This window comes from Pseudomonas sp. LBUM1670, assembly GCF_059695695.1.
Genome location: NZ_CP166783.1, coordinates 3,864,003 through 3,884,455 on the forward strand (window position 1 = coordinate 3,864,003; position 20,453 = coordinate 3,884,455).

21 protein-coding genes are annotated in these 20,453 nt (G+C 61.3%); 6 read left to right on the forward strand and 15 right to left on the reverse strand.

What is annotated here, in order from left to right:
- Positions 1–203 precede the first annotated feature (203 nt).
- Positions 204–1,298: a DUF1615 domain-containing protein gene (locus ACA073_RS17585; RefSeq protein WP_497398148.1), complete on the reverse strand. Its 1,095-nt coding sequence runs from the start codon at positions 1,296–1,298 to the stop codon at positions 204–206.
- 277 nt (positions 1,299–1,575) lie between these two features.
- Between ACA073_RS17585 and ACA073_RS17590 the strand changes: the two genes are divergently transcribed.
- Positions 1,576–3,111, forward strand: a complete 1,536-nt coding sequence (locus ACA073_RS17590; RefSeq protein WP_497398150.1) for an FAD-dependent oxidoreductase — start codon at positions 1,576–1,578, stop codon at positions 3,109–3,111.
- Between the two features lie 110 nt (positions 3,112–3,221).
- Here the strand turns inward: ACA073_RS17590 and ACA073_RS17595 are convergent, their stop codons facing one another.
- Together ACA073_RS17595 and ACA073_RS17600 are read right to left on the reverse strand one after the other, a co-directional pair.
- Entirely contained in the window at positions 3,222–4,064 is an 843-nt protein-coding gene (locus ACA073_RS17595) for a PhzF family phenazine biosynthesis protein (RefSeq protein WP_497398152.1), read from the reverse strand.
- A gap of 33 nt (positions 4,065–4,097) precedes the next feature.
- A complete protein-coding gene (locus ACA073_RS17600) occupies positions 4,098–4,796 on the reverse strand; it encodes a glutathione S-transferase family protein (RefSeq protein ID WP_497398154.1) in 699 nt (232 codons plus the stop codon).
- A 367-nt stretch (positions 4,797–5,163) separates the two neighbouring features.
- Between ACA073_RS17600 and ACA073_RS17605 the strand changes: the two genes are divergently transcribed.
- Positions 5,164–5,838 (forward strand): histidine phosphatase family protein, encoded by a 675-nt coding sequence (locus ACA073_RS17605; RefSeq protein WP_497398156.1) that lies wholly within the window; start codon positions 5,164–5,166, stop codon positions 5,836–5,838.
- A gap of 152 nt (positions 5,839–5,990) precedes the next feature.
- On the opposite strand, the gene mnmH is transcribed toward ACA073_RS17605, so the two are convergent.
- From mnmH to ACA073_RS17630, 5 genes are all read right to left on the reverse strand, one after another.
- The gene (gene mnmH / locus ACA073_RS17610; protein WP_497398158.1) at positions 5,991–7,094 is read right to left on the reverse strand and encodes a tRNA 2-selenouridine(34) synthase MnmH; all 1,104 of its coding nucleotides are present in this window, start codon (positions 7,092–7,094) and stop codon (positions 5,991–5,993) included.
- Complete coding sequence (gene selD, locus ACA073_RS17615; protein ID WP_497398160.1) at positions 7,094–8,128, reverse strand: selenide, water dikinase SelD; 1,035 nt, start codon at positions 8,126–8,128, stop codon at positions 7,094–7,096. Before selD ends, mnmH begins: the two co-directional genes overlap by 1 nt.
- A 181-nt stretch (positions 8,129–8,309) precedes the next feature.
- A complete protein-coding gene (locus tag ACA073_RS17620) occupies positions 8,310–9,266 on the reverse strand; it encodes a quinone oxidoreductase family protein (protein ID WP_497398162.1) in 957 nt (318 codons plus the stop codon).
- A 31-nt stretch (positions 9,267–9,297) separates the two neighbouring features.
- Positions 9,298–9,471 carry a DUF1427 family protein gene (locus ACA073_RS17625; RefSeq protein WP_008035179.1) on the reverse strand — a complete coding sequence of 58 codons (174 nt, stop codon included), beginning with the start codon at positions 9,469–9,471 and terminating at the stop codon, positions 9,298–9,300.
- Between the two features lie 206 nt (positions 9,472–9,677).
- Entirely contained in the window at positions 9,678–10,451 is a 774-nt protein-coding gene (locus tag ACA073_RS17630; protein ID WP_497398164.1) for an AraC family transcriptional regulator, read from the reverse strand.
- A gap of 146 nt (positions 10,452–10,597) precedes the next feature.
- Here ACA073_RS17630 and ACA073_RS17635 point away from each other — a divergent pair, with 146 nt between their 5' ends.
- A complete protein-coding gene (locus ACA073_RS17635; RefSeq protein ID WP_046032745.1) occupies positions 10,598–10,825 on the forward strand; it encodes a DUF6555 family protein in 228 nt (75 codons plus the stop codon).
- Between the two features lie 111 nt (positions 10,826–10,936).
- On the opposite strand, the gene ACA073_RS17640 is transcribed toward ACA073_RS17635, so the two are convergent.
- The 7 genes from ACA073_RS17640 to ACA073_RS17670 all read right to left on the reverse strand — a co-directional run bounded on the left by ACA073_RS17640 (position 10,937) and on the right by ACA073_RS17670 (position 17,621).
- A complete protein-coding gene (locus ACA073_RS17640; RefSeq protein WP_497398167.1) occupies positions 10,937–11,101 on the reverse strand; it encodes a metallothionein in 165 nt (54 codons plus the stop codon).
- Between the two features lie 269 nt (positions 11,102–11,370).
- Complete coding sequence (ctpM, locus tag ACA073_RS17645; protein ID WP_497398169.1) at positions 11,371–13,053, reverse strand: methyl-accepting chemotaxis protein CtpM; 1,683 nt, start codon at positions 13,051–13,053, stop codon at positions 11,371–11,373.
- A gap of 228 nt (positions 13,054–13,281) precedes the next feature.
- Complete coding sequence (locus tag ACA073_RS17650; protein ID WP_497404138.1) at positions 13,282–14,598, reverse strand: Na+/H+ antiporter family protein; 1,317 nt, start codon at positions 14,596–14,598, stop codon at positions 13,282–13,284.
- 403 nt (positions 14,599–15,001) lie between these two features.
- The gene (locus ACA073_RS17655; protein ID WP_497398171.1) at positions 15,002–16,315 is read right to left on the reverse strand and encodes a sensor histidine kinase; all 1,314 of its coding nucleotides are present in this window, start codon (positions 16,313–16,315) and stop codon (positions 15,002–15,004) included.
- Entirely contained in the window at positions 16,312–16,980 is a 669-nt protein-coding gene (locus ACA073_RS17660; RefSeq protein WP_497398173.1) for a response regulator transcription factor, read from the reverse strand. Before ACA073_RS17660 ends, ACA073_RS17655 begins: the two co-directional genes overlap by 4 nt.
- Before the next feature lie 3 nt (positions 16,981–16,983).
- Positions 16,984–17,310, reverse strand: coding sequence for a PepSY domain-containing protein (locus ACA073_RS17665; RefSeq protein ID WP_497398175.1), 327 nt, complete (start codon positions 17,308–17,310; stop codon positions 16,984–16,986).
- Complete coding sequence (locus tag ACA073_RS17670; RefSeq protein WP_497398177.1) at positions 17,310–17,621, reverse strand: PepSY domain-containing protein; 312 nt, start codon at positions 17,619–17,621, stop codon at positions 17,310–17,312. The genes ACA073_RS17665 and ACA073_RS17670 overlap by 1 nt, the downstream gene beginning before the upstream one ends.
- A 256-nt stretch (positions 17,622–17,877) precedes the next feature.
- On the opposite strand from ACA073_RS17670, the gene ACA073_RS17675 reads away from it, so the two are divergent.
- The 3 genes from ACA073_RS17675 to ACA073_RS17685 all read left to right on the forward strand — a co-directional run bounded on the left by ACA073_RS17675 (position 17,878) and on the right by ACA073_RS17685 (position 20,415).
- The gene (locus ACA073_RS17675; protein ID WP_497398179.1) at positions 17,878–18,957 is read left to right on the forward strand and encodes a patatin-like phospholipase family protein; all 1,080 of its coding nucleotides are present in this window, start codon (positions 17,878–17,880) and stop codon (positions 18,955–18,957) included.
- A gap of 74 nt (positions 18,958–19,031) precedes the next feature.
- On the forward strand, positions 19,032–19,388 hold the full coding sequence (gene queD / locus ACA073_RS17680; protein WP_047527439.1) for a 6-carboxytetrahydropterin synthase QueD: 357 nt from the start codon (positions 19,032–19,034) through the stop codon (positions 19,386–19,388).
- Positions 19,389–19,593: 205 nt separating this feature from the next.
- A complete protein-coding gene (locus tag ACA073_RS17685; protein ID WP_497398181.1) occupies positions 19,594–20,415 on the forward strand; it encodes an alpha/beta fold hydrolase in 822 nt (273 codons plus the stop codon).
- The last annotated feature ends 38 nt before the right edge of the window (positions 20,416–20,453 follow it).

Below are 20,453 nucleotides of genomic sequence, written 5' to 3' on the forward strand. Positions count from 1 at the left end.
CACCCATATTTGTGGCGAGGGGATTTATCCCCGTTCGGCTGCGAAGCAGTCGCAAATCCGGACAATTCAGTCTGTTTGGCCGGACGCTTGGGCCGCTTCGCGACCAACGGGGATAAATCCCCTCGCCACAAATATGGGTGCCCGCGCTTAAGTGAACAGCATCAGATTCGTCAGCCGGGTTTTTTACGCCTTTTTGAAAGCGGTCACTTCCCCGCCCGCGCCATGCAGCGCTGATAGCGTTCATCAACCCGTTTGGCAAACCACGCCGTCGTGAGTTTCCGGGTGATTTTCGGGCTCTGCAGTACGATCCCCGGCAATACCGCACGCGGCAATGAACGGCCTTCGGCCTGTTCGGCCAGCTCGAAGACCCGCTGATACAACCGGGTGTCCTCGAACTCGAGGCTTTTGCCCTTCTCCAACTGATCCCTGATGGTCGGATTGCGCATGTCCAGGCGCTTGCCGAGGGTACGCACGGCCAGCTCCGTGGTGCCGGGCATGATCGAGTCGTAGCGCACCAGATCGCCGTCCAGCGCCAGCGGAATACCTGAAGCACGGCTCACAGCGTTCTGAAACGCGGCATTGCGGCTCGCATACCAACCGGCGTTGAAATCGGCGAAGCGGTACAGCGGCTGTTTGTAACTCACGGGATAGCCCAGCAAATGGGCGATGCCGAAATACATGCCGCCGCGACGGCTGAACACTTCATGCCGAATCGTGCCGTCCAGCGGGTAGGGATAACTCCGTGCCTGCTGCTCGGCGAAGTCGATGCTGACCTGCATCGGGCCCCCGGTGTGCACCGGGTTGAAACCGCCAAACAGCGTCCGCCCCATGGGCACCATGCCGATGAAGTCATCGAAGATCGCGCTGAGTTCTTTTTCACTGCGCGCGGCATTCAGCCGGTCGCTGTAGCTCTTGCCGTTGCCCGAGCTCACTTGCAACGCCCCGCTCACCAGCAGGCCGGGGATGTGGGCCTTCGCGGCACGCCGGTCGATTTCATCCCGGGCGATCTTGCCCAGGCCCGGCACCGACGGATCAACCTGAAAGGTCGACTCCTGCTCGGTGACCGCCAGCACGGAACACAGGTTTTGCGTGGAGGGATAAATGTCCTGCGCGGCAAAGGCGGCGTAAATGTCCGTGGCCCAGCCTTGGCGGTCCACGGTTTTGGCCGGCAGCAGGCGCACGATCTCTGCCTTGACCTCGGCGGGGGGTCGGGCCGGGGCTTCCTGGCTGCGCTGTGTCCCGCACCCGGCCAGCACCAACAGCGCCGCGACGCTCGTGATCAATCGATTGGCTTGCATGCTGCTCCATCAAATCCATTGGGCCGGGGTAACCATACGATCAATCGCATGACGCAGGCTATGACTGTGCCGACCACCCACTGTTCCCTCCACAGAAGCATAGAACTGTGGGAGCCGGCTTGCTGGCGATGGGAGCACCGAGGTGCATCAAGATGACCGCGTTATCGTTCATCGCCAGCAAGCCGGCTACTACAGGGCCTTTTTCCGTTGGGCAGGCCGTCTGACGGCCCTCTTCGCCTGAACCATACTTGAGCCAAACGCCGGGGAGGACAGGCGCATGAACCGTAGCGACGTACTGATCATCGGCGCTGGCCCCACCGGGTTGGTGCTCGCGCTGTGGCTAAGCAAACTGGGGATCCGCGTGCGAATTCTCGACAAGACCTCGGCACCCGGCAGCACCTCACGGGCGTTGGCCGTGCAGGCACGAACGCTGGAACTGTATCGTCAGCTCGACCTCAACGAGGCCGTGATACAGAAGGGACATCGCGTGGCGGCGGCCAACTTCTGGGTCAAGGGCGAACCGGTGGCGCGCTTGCCGTTGAGCCGGGTTGGCGAGGGTCTGACGCCCTACGCTTTCCTCGAAATATTCCCTCAGGACCAGCACGAACGGTTGCTGATCGAGCGCCTGGAAGCCTTTGGCATCCGGGTTGAGCGCAACACCGAGCTGGAGAGCTTCGAGGAAACCGGCGACGGCATCACCGCACGGCTGCGCTTGCCGGGTGGTCAACCGGAAACCTGTCAGGCCTGTTACCTCGCCGGATGCGACGGCGCCCGCTCGAGGGTGCGCAAAACCCTCGACACCGGATTTCCCGGTGGCACCTACCAGCAGGTTTTCTACGTGGCTGACGTGCAGGCCCGCGGGCCGACGTTCAATGGTGAACTGCACGTGGATCTCGATGAAGCGGACTTTCTCGCGGTGTTTCCATTGGCCGGCGAAGGTCGCGCGCGGCTGATCGGAACGGTGCGCGACGAACGCGCCGAGCACGCGGAAACCCTGCGGTTTGAAGACGTCAGCAGCCGGGCGATCGAAAATCTGAAGGTGCAGATCGAACAGGTGAACTGGTTCTCGACCTACCGCGTGCATCATCGGGTGGCCGATCACTTTCGCCGCGGCCGCGCGTTTCTATTGGGCGACGCGGCCCACGTCCACAGCCCCGCGGGCGGCCAGGGCATGAACACCGGGATTGGCGATGCCATCAACCTCGCGTGGAAACTCGAGGCGGTGTTGAGCGGCGGTGCCGCGGCGCATCTGCTCGACACCTATGAAACCGAGCGCATCGCGTTTGCCCGCAAACTGGTCGCCACCACCGACCGGGTGTTCAGTTTCGTCACCGCCGAAGGACGCCTGGCGGATTTGCTGCGCACTCGTCTGGCGCCGTTCCTCTTGCCGAAAATGGCTTCGTTCGAAACCTCCCGCGAGTTCCTGTTCCGCACGGTGTCGCAGATCACCCTCAACTATCGCGGGATGCCGTTGAGCACGGGCGTCGCCGGTCACGTGCATGGCGGCGACCGGCTGCCCTGGGCGCACGACGGTGAAGGGGATAATTTCGGGCCGCTGAAGTGCCCGAACTGGCAGGTGCATGTGTACGGCGACACCAGCGACGAAATGATCGCCTGGTGCAACGAACATCACTTGCCGCTGCATGTGTTTGACTGGCGGCCGGCGTTTGAATCGGCAGGCCTGGGCCGTAACGGGTTTTACCTGTTGCGGCCGGATACCTATGTGGCAATTGCCGAGACGTGCTCGGACCCGAAAGTGATCGAGCGGTATTTCCGGGATCACGGGATACGGCCGTTTTTTGGTGCTCACTGATTCAACACAGTTCAAAATGTGGGAGCGGGCTTGCTCGCGAAGAGGCCGTGTCAGTCGACATAGATGCTGAATGTCAGGACGCCTTCGCGAGCAAGCCCGCTCCCACAGGTTTACAGCGTCAACGCGCCGTTGATGCAGGTCACTACAGAACCGCCGATCCAGATCTCATCGCCCACCTGATCGACCCGAATCCGCCCGGCGCGCCCCATGGTCAGGCCCTGACTGACCAGGTAGGACGCCGGCGCCAGCCCTTCGCTGAGCAACCATTGGGCAATCCCGGCATTCAGGCTGCCGGTGGCGGGGTCTTCCGGCATGCCGTCGCCGGAGATGAACGCGCGCACTTCGAACTGTGCGTCTTCGCCGTCGCGCTCCGGATGCCACGGCGCGATCACGCCGACCGCGAGGCCAAGCATCTGCGCGTGATCCGGTTGCAGGTCCAGCACCTGCTGGCGATCCTCGACCATCACCGCCAGCCAGCCCGCGCCGTTATCAACCCACTGCGCCCGCACAATGGCGCCCGGTTCCAGCCTGAGCCCGCGCCGTACGCGCTCCATGACATCGGCTTCTACCGGCCCGGTCTTGAGCAGTGGCGGTGCGAGAAAAGCCAGCTCCGCGCCTTGTCGACGAACCCGCACCAGGCCGACGCCGCATTGCTGAATGATCTCCTCGCCCTTGGGCACGCCACCGGCTTCGAGCCAGGCATGACACGCGCCCAGCGTCGGGTGACCGGCAAACGGCAACTCCTTCAGGGTGGTGAAAATCCTGACCCGGTAATCGGCCCTTGGATCCTGCGGTTCAAGGATGAACGTGGTTTCACTGAGGTTGGTCCACGTGGCGAACGCCGCCATGCGCTCATCGCTGAGCTCGTCCGCGCCGAACACCACGGCCAGCGGATTGCCCTTGAGCGCGACGCGGCTGAAGACGTCTACTTGCTTGAAATCGAATGAATGCATGGCCTGCGCTGGTCCTGATGAAATCGAAACGTCCTACTTGGGAATTTCCAGCCCGCGCATCACCGCCGGCCGTGCGAGGAAGCGTTCCAGCACCCGCGTCACGTTCTTGAAGTTGCTGATGCCCACCAGATCGCCCGCCTCATAGAAGCCGATCAGGTTGCGCACCCACGGGAAGGTCGCGATGTCGGCGATGGTGTAGCGCTCGCCCATGATCCAGTCGCGCCCTTCGAGGCGTCCATCGAGCACTTTCAACAACCGTCTGCTTTCCTCGACGTAGCGCTCCCGAGGCCGTTTGTCTTCGTAATCCTTGCCACCGAATTTGTTGAAAAAACCGACCTGGCCGAACATGGGCCCGATACCCCCCATCTGGAACATCAGCCACTGGATCGTCTCGTAACGTGCCGCCGATTCCTGGGCCAGCAATTGCCCGCTCTTGTCCGCGAGGTAGATCAGAATCGCCCCGGATTCGAACAACGGCAGCGGCTTGTCGTCCGGACCGTGGGGGTCGAGGATCGCCGGGATCTTGTTGTTGGGGTTCAGCGAAAGAAACTCGGGAGACAGCTGGTCGTGGGTGTCGAAGCCCACACGATGCGGTTCGTAGGGCAGCCCGATCTCTTCGAGCATGATCGACACCTTGACGCCGTTGGGGGTCGGCAAGGAGTAGAGCTGAATCCACTCCGGGTATCGGGCCGGCCATTTGCGGGTGATGGGGAACGCAGACAGATCAGTCATCGCAAGGATCCAACAAGAGATTGAGGGAGACGATCATAGTGTGAGCAGCCGAAGGGTGCGATGTCCGGCGTATCGATATTGATGATTAGCAAGATCGATGCATTGCAGCCTTCTCCGTGCCCGCCCCGTGTACCGTGTCCATAAATCCGCAACATCCTGTCGATAACCTCTGTTCCAACCCGTTCAAGGTTGTCGGTATATGGCTGCGTACTTCGCCGGAATCGAACCAAACGGGCTTCAGTGGACTCTGAGTGTTGCCCTTTCGGAAACGGACCGGCTCAACGACATGGAAAACACCCGACGCTGGGAGCGCGGGGTGTAAAGGTTTGTCAGCCTTAACCGAATGCGCTGAAGACTCCCTAATGCCATGATGAACTTTCTGAAATTCGTCCAACGTTTCAAGCATCGCGCGTATGTCGTGCTGCCTTCCCTGTTGGCGGCCAGCGCGCTCTTGCTGTCGCTGGAATCCAGCGAAAGCCGCGCCCAACCGGTTGACGGCACCCAGACCCTGGTTTTCCTGCGCCACGCCGAGAAACCTGCCGGCGGTCTGGGCCAGCTCAATTGCCAGGGCCTGAACCGCGCCATCGATCTGGCGACCTTGCTCCCGGAAAAATTCGGCAAGGCCAATTACGTGTTTGCGGCCAACCCGACGCGCAATGTCGAGGAAGGCGAACTGGACAATTCCTACAGCTACATTCGCCCCCTGATGACCATCAGCCCCAGCGCGATCAAGCTCGGTTTGCCGGTCAACATCAACTTCTCGGCCAACGACACCAGCGACCTGGCCGATGAGCTGCTCCACGACAAGTACCACAACTCGGTGATCTACACCGCCTGGTCCCACGGCTACCTGCCCGAGTTGATCAACAAGGTCGCCGGTGAAGCCGTCGGCAAGAAACAGAAGATCACTGGAGACTGGGAGTCCAGCGACTACGACTCGCTGTTCGTGCTGACCCTGACGTGGCACAACGGTAAGGCCAGTTTGCAAAGCCACAGTTACAAGCAAGGGCTGGATAACGGTCGGGTGACCTGTCCGACTTGAGGGGGGATGGTTTAAGTTTTGTAGCGTCTGTCAGGGCCTCTTCGCGAGCAAGCCCGCTCCCACATTGGATCTTCAGTGGACATAAATTTTGTGTCAGACAGAGATCCAATGTGGGAGCGGGCTTGCTCGCGAAGAGGCCGGCAGATACACCATCACCCTCGCAGACTGCCCCGCTCCCGCAGGTACTCGATAACCGCCCCCCGCTCCCCGGCAAACTCGATCCGCGAACCCTTCTTCTCCCGCTGAAACGCATACATCGGGTCGTAATACTCACGCAGCAACCCTTCAATCCAGCCCCGGTGCAAATCCACCGCCCCGCTGCGCGCCTGCTCCGCCAGCGCATCCTCCATCAGGATCAACATACGCCGATGACGCTCGCCGCCCAGGCGCTTCTGAACGTTGTTCAGGCTCGCCAGCAAGCGCTCGGAAAACAGTCCGAAACCTTCATCGCCATGCACGCCGATGAACTCGGCACACAAGTCCACGATGTAATCACGCAGGATGCGTTCGACCCGTCCTTCAAGGCTGTCTTCCAGCCAGACCATCGGAAATTGCTGCATGCCCTGGTACAGCGGCAACGGCAGCGCGCAACTGCCGATCGCGCGACTTTCGTCTTCCAGCACAAACTGCTCGATACCGCGGCTGCGCTTCTTCAGCACGTCCACGGCCAGGCGGTTTTCGAAATCGATGTTGGACGGCTGGCCCGTGGCGTGCTTGCCGAAACTGGAGCCGCGATGGTTGGCGTGGCCTTCAAGGTCCAGGCCGTTGCGCAGTTGCGTGAGCACTTCGGTCTTGCCGGTGCCGGTCATGCCGCCCAGCAGGACAAAATCACATTGAGCCACTGCCTGATCGATCGTCCCCAACAGGAAGCTACGCATGGCCTTGTAGCCGCCGCCGACTCGCGGATAGTCGATACCCGCCTCACTCTTGAGCCATTGCTGAACGATCTGCGAACGTAAGCCACCGCGAAAACAATACAAAAGACCTTCGGGATGAGCCCGGGCAAAATCGGCCCAGGCCTGAATACGCCCGGCCTTGATCTCGCCAGACACCAACTGATGCCCCAACGCAATGGCCGCCTGCTGGCCATGTTGCTTGTAGCAGGTGCCGACCCGTTGCCGCTCGTTGTCGTTCATCAGCGGCAGATTGGTCACACCGGGGAAGGAACCCTTGATGAATTCGACCGGCGCGCGGGCATCCATCATCGGCCGGTCATTGAGGAAAATGTCGCGGTAATCGGTGAAGGCGATGGCCATCAAAACACCTCGACCGCATTCGTCTGTCGCTCGAACAGTTCACCGATCGGCGCAAGGGTCAGGCCCAGTTCGGCGGCGACGCCGAGGAATTGTTCGTTGCCCTCGGGAGTGACCGCCACCAGCAGACCACCACTGGTTTGCGGATCGCAGAGCACGCGTTTGTGCATTTCCTGTAGCCGCCCGAGCTTGCTGGCGTAGCTGTCAAAATTGCGCAGCGTTCCGCCCGGCACGCAACCCTGGTCAAGGTAATACTCGACGCCCGGCAGGCGCGGCACACGGTTGTATTCGATGCGCGCCGTCACATTGCTGCCGTCGGCCATTTCCACCAGGTGCCCGAGCAGACCAAAACCGGTGACATCGGTCATCGCGGTCACGCCGTCGAGCTTGCCGAAGCGGCTGCCGGGTTTGTTCAGGGTGCACATCCAGTCGCGGGCCAGGCCGATGTCGGCATGGCGCAACTTGCCCTTTTTCTCGGCGGTGGTGAGGATGCCGATGCCCAACGGTTTGGTGAGATAGAGCAGGCAACCGGCGGTGGCCGTGTCGTTGCGCTTCATGTGGCGCTTTTCCACCAGCCCGGTGACGGCGAGGCCGAAGATCGGCTCCGGCGCGTCGATGGAGTGCCCACCCGCCAACGGAATTCCGGCTTCATCGCACACCGACCGCCCGCCGCGAATCACTTCCCGGGCAATCTCCGGCGCCAGCACATTCACCGGCCAGCCGAGGATCGCGATGGCCATCAACGGATCGCCGCCCATGGCGTAGATGTCGCTGATGGCATTGGTGGCGGCGATGCGGCCGAAATCGAACGGGTCGTCGACGATCGGCATAAAGAAATCGGTGGTCGAGACCACGCCACGCTCTTTGTCGATCGAGTACACCGCCGCGTCATCGCGCGAGGCATTGCCGACCCAGAGTCTGGGGTCAAGGTTCTGCGCCCCGCTGCCGGCCAGAATCACTTCCAGCACCTGAGGGGAAATCTTGCAGCCACAACCTGCACCGTGGCTGTACTGGGTCAGACGGATCGGCTCGCTCATGGGGTGCACCTTGTGAAGTCGGTGCAGATGAGTCTACAGCGACTGCAGAGAATGCGGTGAATCGGGCATGACACCGAGCCAATGTGGGAGCGGGCTTGCTCGCGAAGGCGGAGTGTCAGGCAACAGAGATGTCGACTGATACGCCGCCTTCGCGAGCAAGCCCGCTCCCACATTGATTGGGTTACGGCAGTAAAATCACCTTGTCGCCACTGCCCTGATTCACCTCGGCATAGCGCTCCAGCCCTTCGGCCAATGGCGATTCAAACAATCCTTCGGGCAACGGCAACAGGTCCTGATCGAAGAACCGGCCGAACTGGTCGAGCATCGCCGCGCACGCCTGCACGCCGTACAGCAACGAGTTGATCCCCACCACCGAACCGCCCTTGCGATACAACGCCAAGGCCGGCAATTGCACCAGGCCATCCACCGGCGCGGCGATGATCGCGATGCGGCCGAACGCAGCCAACGCGGCGACCGAGGCCGGCAGCCAGAACCCGGTGGTGTCGAAAATCACGTCGGCACCGCCGGCATAAACCGCGTTCACCTGTGCGCCCAGATCCTCGGGTTTATCCAGTTGCAGCGTCTGATAGCCCTGAGCCTGCAGATCCTTCACCTGCTCCGGCCGCCGCGCCGCCGCCAGCACCTGAGCGCCACGCACCTTGGCCAGTGCCAGCGCCGCACTGCCGACCGCTCCGCCGCCGATCACCAGCAACCGCGTCTGCGCCGTCACCAGGCTGCGTTCCAGTGCATCCCACGCCGTGGTGTAAGGCACGCCGAGGCTGGCGGCCTGGGAAAAACTCAGGTGAGTCGGCTTGAGCGCCACGCCGTTGGCCGGCAATTTGACGAATTGTGCATGGGAGCCGTCGGCGAAAAAGCCCAGCTCGCGACCGGTGCCCCAGACGTCCTGACCGATCAATGCCTGCGGGCCTTCAACCACGACGCCGGCGAAATCACGACCGGGAATTCGCGGCAACGTGGTGTAGGGAAAACGCCCCAGCACGTTCTTCACATCGCTGGGATTGAGGCCGGCGGCCTTGATCTGCACCAGCACTTCATTGGCGCCGGGAACGGGGGTCGGCACCTCGACATAGCGCAGGGCCGAGAGGTCGCCGGTTTTATCGAACTGCAATGCTTTCATGGGAGTGTCCATCGAACAGAGGGGAGAGTATTCAGGAGATCCAGCCAGTCACCAGTTGTCGGCCCATCGGCCACAATTTTTCACCGGCGAGCATGCCCAGCAGGCCCACCAGCGCGATGGCCGGGGGTGCGGGGGAACGAAAATCCAATGCGCCGTAGAGCAAACCGACGCCCAGACCGATGACCAGCGAGATGAGGTAGCTCATGGCGGACTCCGTGGGCAATTGAGGGATGCCTGAAGTCTAGAGTCCGGTAGCCGAGAGCATCGGCCAAGTGCTTCTGAATTTCGGCCAAAGCACCTGAATATCCTGAATCCCTGTAGGAGCGAGCTTGCTCGCGATGGACGTTAACGATAACGCATGCTTCCTGGGTAAACGCAGCGCTCCATAAGCCATCGCGAGCAAGCTCGCTCCTACAGGGTCGTGCAGAACTTCGAAGGCGCGACACCCAGTTCCCGACGGAACATGTCGCTGAAGCTGCTCGGCGAATAGCCCAGTTCCCGGGCAATCGTGCTGACGGCCACGCCCTGAATCAACCCGGCCGCCGCCGTCGCCAGTTGCACCTGGCGTCGCCACTCGGCGAAGCCCATGCCCAGACCGTCCTTGAACAGTCGCGCCAGGGTGCGCACGCTGGCTCCGGCGTTTTCGGCGTGTTGTTCGAAGGGAATGTCCAGCGACGGCGCGGCCATGACCGCCTGACACAGGTTCATCAGGCGCCGGTCGGAATCGTCCGGCAAGGGGATTTTCAGCAGCGAGCGCCGGGCACGTTTGAGTTCAAGCAGCGCCAGTCCCACCAGCGCCTCGTAATACTCCGGTGCGCCATCGTCGTCACCCTGCTCCACCAGCCCGACGATCAGCTCACGCAGCAACCCGCCCACTTCGATCACCTGGACCGTGGCGTCCAGCGTCGCTGCCAACGAGGGCCGCAGGTAAATGTTGCGCATTTGCAGGTCCGAGACCACGCGAATGCCGTGAGGCACGCCCGGCGGCAGCCACACCGCCCGTTGCGGCGGCACCACCAACGCCTCATGGGGCGTTTCGACCCACATCACCCCGCTCATTGCATACAGCAACTGGCCCCAGACATGCTCGTGAGGCTCGATATACAACCCGCGCGGGTAGGTGCGCGCCAGCGGTTGCACGGGCACATCGGTGTCACTCAGGTCGGGGGGGGCGGCTAGGGCCATGGGCAGCAATCATTGGGGATCTTCAGAAAATGCATGGTAACCAGCCGCCAGCCTTGCCGCCACTGGCGGCGGCCGTCTGGCAATCCGAATGAATTTTCCGCAGCCCCAACGATCCTTCTATTACCACAAGGAGGAATACGGGTTTTATGAACAACGCAAAACTTTTCGTCATTGAGTACACCCTTCATGGCGCCCCCAAGTCTTTCATTATCCGTCTGGACAAGATGGATAATGCGGAGGCCTGGCATTGGGCAAGCTGTGACGCCGGCGTGGGTCGGATCCCGCGCTTTGGCCGGGAAAAGGTGCAGAAAACGAGTAAACCGATGGCGGAGAAATTCGGTGTGGAAAACGTCACGTGGCGGCCAGCGAGTTAACGACGATTTCTGTAGGAGCGAGCTTGCTCGCGATGAACTCATGAGCGGCGCGTTTAATCAGAAAACACGCGTTATCGTTAACGTCCATCGCGAGCAAGCTCGCTCCTACAGTCAGCGTTGGGCGCACTTGCAGCCTTTGCCTGCGCATTCTTCACCATGTTCGTGGTGCTTGGCGCAAGCTTCGCAGCAGTAGTGCTTGCCGTGGCGTGCAATCGGATGCTCGCCCAGTTTGCATGAGCATTTCGGGCAATCGCATTTACTTTCACTGTCGATCATGAGTCTGACTCCATTGTTGTGGTCGTCAGGCGCGACGGATGCGCACCGTATCACCAGTGTAGGAGCTGCCGCAGGCTGCGATCTTTTGATTTTTCAAAAGCAAGATCAAAAGATCGCAGCCTGCGGCAGCTCCTACAGGGGATCGCGTCAGGCCTGCCACGTAGCTCCCGCTTGAGTGCGCAGCGCTCACAGATTTTTAGGGCCGCTGCGCAGCCCAGCGTCGGATCGCCGCCCGGAGCCAAGCTCGCTCGCCACAATGGCATCATCAATCAGATACGGAACTGTCCGACCAGATTGCCCAAACGCTGACCGAGATCGGCCAGGCTGCGGGACGTCTGGGCGCCGAGTTGGGTTTCGTCGGCCACGTTGTCCACCGCCACCGCAATCTGATGCACGCTGCGGTTGATCTCTTCGGCCACGGCGGTCTGCTCCTCGGCGGCGCTGGCGATCTGCGCGTTCATCGAGTTGATGGTGCCGATCAGTTGGGCCATGGTGTCGAGTGATGCGCCCGCCTCGTTGGCCTGCGCGGACGTGCCGTCGCCAGCGTCGCTGGAACGGCGCATCGCTTCCACCGCCGATTGCGTACCGGCCTGCAGGCGATCGATCATGCCCTGGATTTCCTGGGTGCTGATTTGCGTGCGACTGGCCAGCGCCCGTACTTCGTCGGCCACCACCGCAAAACCACGACCGGCCTCACCGGCACGGGCCGCTTCGATCGCGGCGTTGAGCGCCAATAGGTTGGTCTGTTCGGCAATCGAACGGATCACCCCGAGCACGCTGACAATCGACGACACGTCTTTTTGCAGGCTGTCGAGGGACACGCCGCTGCTACGAATATCGTCCACCAATGCATGAATCTTCACGATGCTGCCGGCCACTACACGCTTGGCGGTCTGGCCTTCTTCGTCAGTCTGCTGGGCGGCGACGGCGGCGTTTTGCGCACTTTTGGCCACTTCTTGAGCGGCTGCCGACATCTGGTTGATCGCCGTGGCGACCTGGTCGGTCTCGTGACGCTGACGCTCCATCGCCTTATCAGAGCGCTGGGCATGATCGGACACCTGATTCACCAGCCCGGTCAGCTGTGAGGTCATTTCAGTGATCTGGCGCACCAAACCGTGGATCTTGTCGACAAAACGGTTGAACGAACCGGCGAGCTGGCCGAGCTCGTCCTGGCTGGTGATGCTCAGGCGCCGGGTCAGGTCGCCCTCGCCCGCCGCGATGTCATCGAGGTTGGCTTTCATCAGGTTCAGCGGACGCAGGATGGTGTTGGCCAGCAACATGCCGGCTGCAGCGATCACCAGCAGCACAACGGCGGCGATGCCGATGATGCTCAGCAACACGCCTTCCATGCGCTCCTGAACCTTGGCCTCGACCACCGCCACCTGCGCTTCGATACCGTCGAGGTTGACCGAGGTGCCGACGGCCATGTCCCACTTCGGCAGGTATTCGGTGTAGCCGAGTTTCGGCACCAGCACCTTGGTATTGCCGGGCAATGGCGAGCTGTATTGCAGGTAATGCGTGCCGTCCTTGGCGACTTTCACCAGGTCGCGATTGACGTAGACGCCGTTCGGATCACGGTTGTCCTTGAAGCTCTGGCCCACGCCTTCGGGGCTGTTGGCCTTGAACAGGCGCACGGTGTTGGAGTCGTAGCCGAAGAAGTAGCCGTCCTTGCCGTAGCTGATGCTCGACAGCAATTTGATCACCTGCGCTCGCGCGGCGTCCTCACCCGGGGTAGCGGCATCGTAGAGCGGTTTGATCGCGGTCATGGCCACGGCCACATAACTTTGCAGGGTGGCCTTGGCATCGCTGAGCAGACGCTGACGCGTCTCCTCGACTTCCTTGCGGGCCTGCTCCTGCAGAACGAACAACGTGGTCAGGCTGATGACCAGCGCAAAGAGCAGCACCGGGAGAACGGCAAGGGACAGGACTTTAGCCTTCAGGCTCATGCGCATGACGGTTCACTCTTTTTGATTTTATTGTTGTGGTTAAAGACTCTAACGGCACGCAAAACCAAAAGTTGAGCCAGCGTCACACCGATCCCCTGTGGGAGCGGGCTTTTGTGGCGAGGGGATTTATCCCCGTTCGGCTGCGAAGCAGTCGTAAAGCTTTTGGGGCCGCTTCGCAGCCCAGCGGGGATAAATCCCCTCGCCACACAAGCTCGTTCCCACAGGGGAAAGTGCTTACAACACCATCGCTGCCACCCAGCCGAACGCCAGCAGCGGCAGGTTGTAGTGCAGGAAGGTCGGGACCACGGTGTCCCAGATGTGGTGATGCTGGCCGTCGATGTTCAGGCCGGAAGTCGGGCCGAGGGTCGAGTCCGAAGCCGGCGAACCCGCATCGCCCAGCGCACCGGCGGTGCCGACGATGCACACGATGGCAATCGGGCTGAAACCCAGCTGCACGCACAACGGCACAAAAATCGCCGCCAGAATCGGCACGGTGGAAAACGACGAGCCGATGCCCATGGTCACCAGCAGGCCGACCAGCAGCATCAACAGTGCTCCGATGCCTTTGCTATGACCGATCCACGACGCCGACGCTTCAACCAGCGTCTGCACCTGGCCGGTGGCTTTCATCACTTCGGCAAACCCCGAGGCGGCGATCATGATGAAGCCGATCATTGCCATCATCTTCATGCCTTCGGTGAACAGGTCGTCGGTGTCGCGCCACTTCACGATGCCCGATACCGAGAAGATCAAAAAGCCTGCCAGCGCACCCATAATCATCGAGTCCAGCAGCAGCTGAATGATGAACGCCGCCGCAATGGCCGCACCCGCGACCATCAGGCTCAGCGGGTTGTACTGCACCGCGACCTGCTCGACCTGCTCGATCTTTTCCAGGTCGTAGACGCGTTTCTTGCGGTAACTGATAAACGCTGCCGCCAGACCCACTACCATGCCCAGCGCCGGAATGCCCATGGCATGGGTGACGTTGATGCCGCTGATATCAACGCCGCTGCGGGCCACGTTGGCCAGCAGGATTTCATTCAGGAAGATGTTGCCGAAACCCACCGGCAGGAACATGTACGGCGTGATCAGGCCGAAGGTCATGACGCAGGCGATCAACCGTCTATCCAGTTGCAGCTTGGTCAGCACATACAACAGCGGCGGCACCAGCAACGGAATAAACGCGATATGGATCGGCAGAATATTCTGTGAAGCGATGGCCACCACCCACAGCAAACCGATCAACAGCCACTTGACCGAACCGCCACCGTTGGCGTGCTGGCGATCGACCATGGCCAGGGCCTTGTCAGCCAGCGCATGGGCCAGGCCGGACTTGGCAATCGCCACCGCGAACGCGCCGAGCAAGGCATAAGACAACGCCACCGTCGCCCCGCCGCCGAGACCGCTATTGAACGCTTTCAGGGTGGCGTCGATGCCCAGGCCGCCGGTGAGGCCACCCACCAGCGCGCCGATAATCAGCGCGATCACAACGTGCACGCGGGACAGGCTGAGCACCAGCATGACGCCGACCGCGGCAATTACAGCATTAATCATCGTTACCTCAAGGCAAGCGAAATGAGTCCGGCCGGCAGTCTGCGAAGAGCCGCCAGCGGATCAGGGAATGGGTTTTATTAGAGGGCGCGCACTGTGCCGCAGAGTGGGGCCGGTGTCAAAGCGACTGGGGCTTATGGATGTGTAACGACATGTGATGTGGCGAGGGGGCAGGCGAACGAGTCGGCGCGGGTGAGCCAGTCGGTGAATAGCCTGGCGAATCAGCAGCAGAGTTTGATGGATCAGTTTCGCGTTTAACCCGATTGAACATCCACTGAAGATCCAATGTGGGAGCGGGCTTGCTCGCGAAAGCGGTGTATCAGTCGACATCTCTGCTGCCTGACACACCGTTTTCGCGAGCAAGCCCGCTCCCACAGGTTACTCGGTTGGCTGCAGAACGGTGTCAGTGTTTGGGGAGTTCGATGACAACGCTCAACCCGCCCCACTGGCTCTCCTCCAGCCGCAACACCCCGCCCCAGGTGTCGACGATGTCGCGCACAATCCCCAGTCCCAACCCATGCCCATCCGTCTGTTCATCCAGCCGCGTACCCCGGCTGAACACCTGAACACGCTGGTCCTCGGGAATCCCCGGCCCATCATCTTCCACACTCAACTGAAATCCTTCAGCCGTCTCGACCACGCTCAACCGCACCTCGGCATCCGCCCACTTACAGGCGTTGTCCAGCAGGTTGCCCAGCAGTTCCAGCAAATCTTCACGATCCCACGGCAACTGCAAACCGGCCGGTGCGCGATAGCTCAGTTCAAGGTGTTCGCCGTGGATCATGTTCAACGTGGCGAGCAATCCCGGCAGTTCCGCATCGCAATCAAACAGCGCCCCCGGCAGCGCATCGCCGGACAGCCGGGCGCGGTTGAGCTCACGGTTGAGTCGCTGCTGAACCTGCTCCAGTTGCGCCTTGAGAATCTTGCGCAGCTCGGGATGGGCATCGAGTTTTTCGCTGGAGGCCAGGCTCAATAACACGGCCAGCGGGGTTTTCAAGGCATGCCCGAGGTTGCCCAAGGCATTGCGCGAACGCTTGAGGCTGTCTTCAGTGTGCGCCAGCAAATGGTTGATCTGCGCCACCAGCGGTTCAAGTTCCACCGGCACCCGGTCATCCAGTTGCGAACGCTGCCCCTGCTGCAACTGGGCGATCTGCTCGCGGGCCCTTTCCAATGGGCGCAAGGCGCGGCGCACGGTGATCCGCTGCAACAGCAGAATCAGCAATAACCCCGCCAGCCCCAGGCCCAGACCGACTTGCTGCATGCGCTTGAAACTGTCGCGCACCGGGGTGTAGTCCTGGGCGACGCTGATGGAAATCGACTGGCCCAAACGGCGATAGTCCGAACGCAAGATCAGCAATTGCTGGCCTTCCGGCCCCAGTTGCAGGTTGCTGTGCAGGCCGGGATGGTCGAGGCGTGGCAGCTCTTGATCCCACAGAGAACGCGAGCGCCAATGGCTGTCGGCAAAATCGATGCGGAAGTAATGGCCGGAAAACGGTCGTTGATAGGCCGGCGACAGGTGCCGCTCATCCAGCTGCAAGCCCTGCGGCCCACGCACCAACGCCACCAACAAGCTTTCGCTGTCGTTGCGCAGCCCCGCCTCGAGGTAGCGCTGCAAACCCACTTCGAACAGCCACAGGCTGGTTTGCGCCAGCACCAGGCCGACGATCACCATCACGCTGATCAGCCCCAGGCTCAAGCGGCGCTGGATCGACCTCACTGCGCTTGACCGCCAAACAGATAACCCTGGCCGCGACGGGTTTCGATCACGCTGCGCCCGAGTTTGCGCCGCAGGTGATTGACGTGGACTTCCAGCACGTTGGAGTCACGCTCGGTTTCACCGTCATAGAGGTGTTCGGCGAGGTGGCTTTTGGAGAGGATCTGCTCGGGGTGCAACATGAAATAACGCAGCAGGCGGAATTCTGCGGCGGTGAGTTGGATGTCCGCGCCGTCGCGAGTCACGCATTGGCGGCCCTCGTCCAGGTGCAATCCCGCCGACTGAAGTGTCGGTTGATTGACCTGGCCATGGGAGCGGCGCAACAGCGCCTGGATGCGCAAGTGCAGTTCTTCAGGATGGAAGGGTTTGGTCAGGTAATCGTCGGCGCCCGCCTTGAGGCCTTCGATCCGTTCGGCCCAGGAACCGCGTGCGGTCAGGATCAGCACCGGCGTGGCCAGCCCGCCCGCGCGCCATTGCGCCAACACGTCGAGCCCCGGCAAACCCGGCAAACCCAGGTCGAGGATGATCAGGTCATAGGGTTCGCTGCTGCCCTGATACACCGCGTCACGGCCGTCGGCCAGCCAGTCCACGGCGTAACCCTGGCGGGTGAGGCCGGCCAGCAGTTCGTCGGCCAGGGGCACGTGGTCTTCCACCAGGAGCAAACGCATCGGTCAATCTTCCTTGTCTTTCAGTAACTGGCCAGTGGTGGCGTCGACGTCCAGCTCACGGACCACGCCTTCGGTGGTCAGCAACTCGACTTCATACATGTAGATGCCGCGTTTCTCTTCGAGCTCGGCTTCCAGCAGCTTCGACCCGGGATAGCGGTTCATTGCCTGCTTCAACAGTTGCTCAAGCGGCAGGATCACGCCTTGCTGACGCAGGCGCAGGGCTTCGTCCTGATCGAGGTCGCGGGCCAGTGTGACCGAGCAGAACGCAACAAGGGCCAGGGCCAGGTGGCTCACGGCGCGCGCGGATGAATGTGGCAAAAACGATTTCATTAAGTGTCCTGATGATCCTTGCGCAACAGTCCGTCAGTTGCGTCCAGTTCCAGCTCCCACTCCACGCCTTGCGGGTCGTTCAGCTCAATCCGGTAGAGGTAAATGCCGTACTTTTTTTTCAATTCGACGTCGATGATTTTCGAACCCGGATGCCTGGCCATGGCGACGGCCTCGACCTGCTCGATCGGCACAATGGTACCAGCGTCGATCAGGTTTCGGGCTTCGTCGGAGCGCAAGTCCCGAGTGTGGCCGAGATTGGCGGTCAGGCCGAACACGAGGAGTGAGATGAACAGGGCAGCGAGGATTTTCATGGGTGTCTCCGAAACTCTTATATTTTTCCGTTGGGCAGCACCTTAGCGACTCGAACTTAATTGAAACTGAATGGCCATCATTGGGTGTGACAACCCATAACCCTGTGGGAGCGGGCTTGCTCGCGAAGGCGGTGTGTCAGCGAATATATCTGGTGACTGACACACCGCTTTCGCGAGCAAGCCCGCTCCCACAGTAGATTTGTGGCGTTTCATGATCTGTTTATAATCCGTCCGCTTGCCAGACATCGAGACCGGTATGACCGCCATCCACATCAAATTCCCCTCCCTGACCCTCAAGGCCGGCCCCCGTGCCTTCGCGCGCATCCGTGAAAACGGTTTGAACGCCGCCGATGTCGGCACGCTGCCCGGCGCCGCCGGTGGGCCCAAGGCGTTGGGGATTCAAGGTCTGGACCTGGCGCTGTTCGGTGAATGGCTGCCCGCGGCGCCTCGGGAGCGATCGCTGATTGGCGCGTCGGTGGGTTCCTGGCGCTTCGCCAGTGCGTGCCTGCCGGACGCCGCCGAAGGCATCCGCCGCCTCGGTCACCTGTACACCGAGCAGAATTTTGCCAAGGGCGTGACCATGGCGCAGATCAGCCAAAGCTCCCAGCGCATGCTCAATGACCTGCTCGACGGCCGCGATGCCTCGATTCTGGACAACGCCCATTACCGACTGAACATCATGGTGGTCAAAAGCCATGGCCTGCTCGCAGACGATCATCGCGGTCGCCTCGGGTTGGGCCTGTCGTCGGTGATCGCCGACAACCTTCGTGGTCGCGCGCGGCTGTCGCGGCATTTCGAGCGGCTGATCATTCACGACCCGCGCCTGGCACCGCCGGTCAATGCGCTAAATGATTTCCCGTCGCGTTTCGTCGAGCTGAATGCCGGCAATCTGCGCCAGGCCTTACTCGCCTCGGGTTCCATTCCAATGGTGATGGAAGGCGTGCGCGACCTGCCGGGCGCTGGCGCCGGAACGTTCCGCGACGGTGGTCTGCTGGACTATCACCTCGACCTGCCTTACAGCGGCAACGACATCGTGCTGTATCCGCACTTCACCGACCGGGTCATTCCCGGCTGGTTCGACAAGACCCTGCCGTGGCGCCGCGCCTGCTCGACACGCTTGCAGGACGTTCTGTTACTGGCGCCGTCGAAGGAATACCTGGCGCGCCTGCCCTACGGCAAACTGCCGGACCGGAATGATTTCAAGCGTTTCATGGGCGATGTGCCGAGCCGGCAGAAATACTGGCGTGCGACCATGGATGAAAGTCGCAGGCTGGGCGATGAGTTTCTCGAACTGGCCGCCAACGGTCGTCTTGGCGAACGCTTGCTGACCCTTTAGTCAAGACAAACTGTTAAACTCGCCGCCTGCCCTCATCGCTGCGGCGATCGCCACCTGACAGAGCTGAAAAAACTGTGGAAATCTTCAAAGAATTTACCTTCGAATCCGCCCACCGCCTGCCCCACGTCCCGGACGGCCACAAGTGCGGCCGCCTGCACGGCCACTCGTTCAAAGTGGCGATTCATCTGAGTGGCGATATTGATCCGCATACCGGCTGGATTCGTGACTTCTCGGAGATCAAGGCGATCTTCAAGCCGCTGTATGAGCGGTTGGATCACAACTATTTGAATGACATTCCGGGGTTGGAGAATCCGACCAGTGAAGTGTTGGCCAAATTCATCTGGGCCGAACTCAAGCCATTGCTGCCGGAACTCAGCGCGATCCGCATCCACGAGACGTGCACCAGCGGTTGCATCTACCGCGGCGAATAAACCAGTCAAACTCATTCCCTGTGGGAGCGGGCTTGCTCGCGAAGGCGGTGTATCAGTCGTCATCTCTGTTGACTGACACACCGCCTTCGCGAGCAAGCCCGCTCCCACAAGGGTGTGCGTTTCGTCAGTGATCTAAAAAACAGCCTTCTTCGGCTGTTTTTTTATGCCTATGCTTTTTGGCTTGCACCGCCAAGAGGACGCACCCATGACTGACTGGCCGCTGGCTCAGACCTATCGCTTCAACGGGCACTCCGTTCGCTACGCCGTTCGGGGCGATGGCCCGCCGTTGGTGTTTGTGCATGGCACGCCCTTCTCTTCCTATGTGTGGCACCGGATTGCGCCGCACTTCATCACTTCGCACCGGGTGCACTATTTCGACTTGTTGGGTTACGGACTGTCCGAGAAGGTCGAGGGCGATGTGTCCCTTGGCGTGCAGAACGAACTGTTGGCGCAACTGCTGGACCATTGGGGCCTGGACTGCCCGGACGTAGTGGCCCACGATTTCGGCGGTGCCACGGTGCTGCGCGCGCACCTGCTGAACGGGAAAAATTACCGCAGCCTGACGCTGATCGACCCGGTGGCCCTGACGCCCCGGGGTTCGCCGTTTGTGCAGCATGTGCGCCAGCATGAGGCGGCGTTCAGCGGGCTGCCTGATTACATTCAGCGGGCGATCGTGCCGGCCTATATTCGTGGTGCAATCAAGCGGGAAATTCCGGACGAGGAACTCGCCGCTTACGTCCAGCCGTGGTTGGACGATCCGGGGCAAGCGGGGTTTTACCGGCAAATTGCGCAAATGGATGAACGCTATACCCGCGAGGTTGAAGGGTTGTACCCGACGGTTCGTTGCCCGGTGCAGATTCTGTGGGGTGAGGATGACCAGTGGATTCCCATCGAGCGTGGCCGCGCACTGCAGCAGATGATTCCGGGGGCGCAGTTTCACCCCATCCCCAATGCCGGGCATCTGGTTCAGGAAGATGCGCCCGAAGCCATCGTCGCGGCGTTGTTGCGGTTTTTGCCATCCTCCTGAAGAAACCCACATCCCCGGTGGGAGTGGGCTTGCTCGCG